This is a genomic window from Citrobacter sp. TBCS-14, from assembly GCF_005280805.1.
Taxonomy (GTDB): domain Bacteria; phylum Pseudomonadota; class Gammaproteobacteria; order Enterobacterales; family Enterobacteriaceae; genus Citrobacter; species Citrobacter gillenii.
Map to the genome: position 1 here is coordinate 226 of NZ_SZWM01000462.1, position 371 is coordinate 596.

General features: G+C 53.4%; 1 protein-coding gene. It reads right to left on the reverse strand.

Annotated features, from left to right (window positions below; genetic code table 11):
* The coding region (locus tag FDX22_RS31285; RefSeq protein WP_255432959.1) for a fumarylacetoacetate hydrolase family protein at positions 1 to 311 on the reverse strand (311 nt) is incomplete at its 3' end.
* Positions 312 to 371: the final 60 nt, after the last annotated feature.

A 371-nucleotide genomic window follows, 5' to 3' on the forward strand; every position in this document is an offset into this window, starting at 1 on the left:
AGGGTCAGGTCCAGCGCCACACCATAGCCAGCGATGGCTTTGCGCACATGCTCTTCTGTCGCCTGGCGCAGGGTTGCACCGATCAGCACGGCCAGTTCAACTTCGTGATGGACGGACCCCATATCCGCCGGAATGACCAGCGGTTGGCGCAAATCACACAGCGCAGTTTCAGGCTTAATAAACAACACTGGCTCTTCCGGCGTTGCTCCCCCCATCTCTTTAATGTGGTTTGCATAATTGCTACCGACGCAAACCACTTTGCTCACCGGATAATCCAGCAGAGCACCATGCCAGTTGTGATGTTGATACATTACTTTCCCCTAACGTAGTCATAGATTTCAGGTACTGCATCGATGAGACATGCTGCTGCC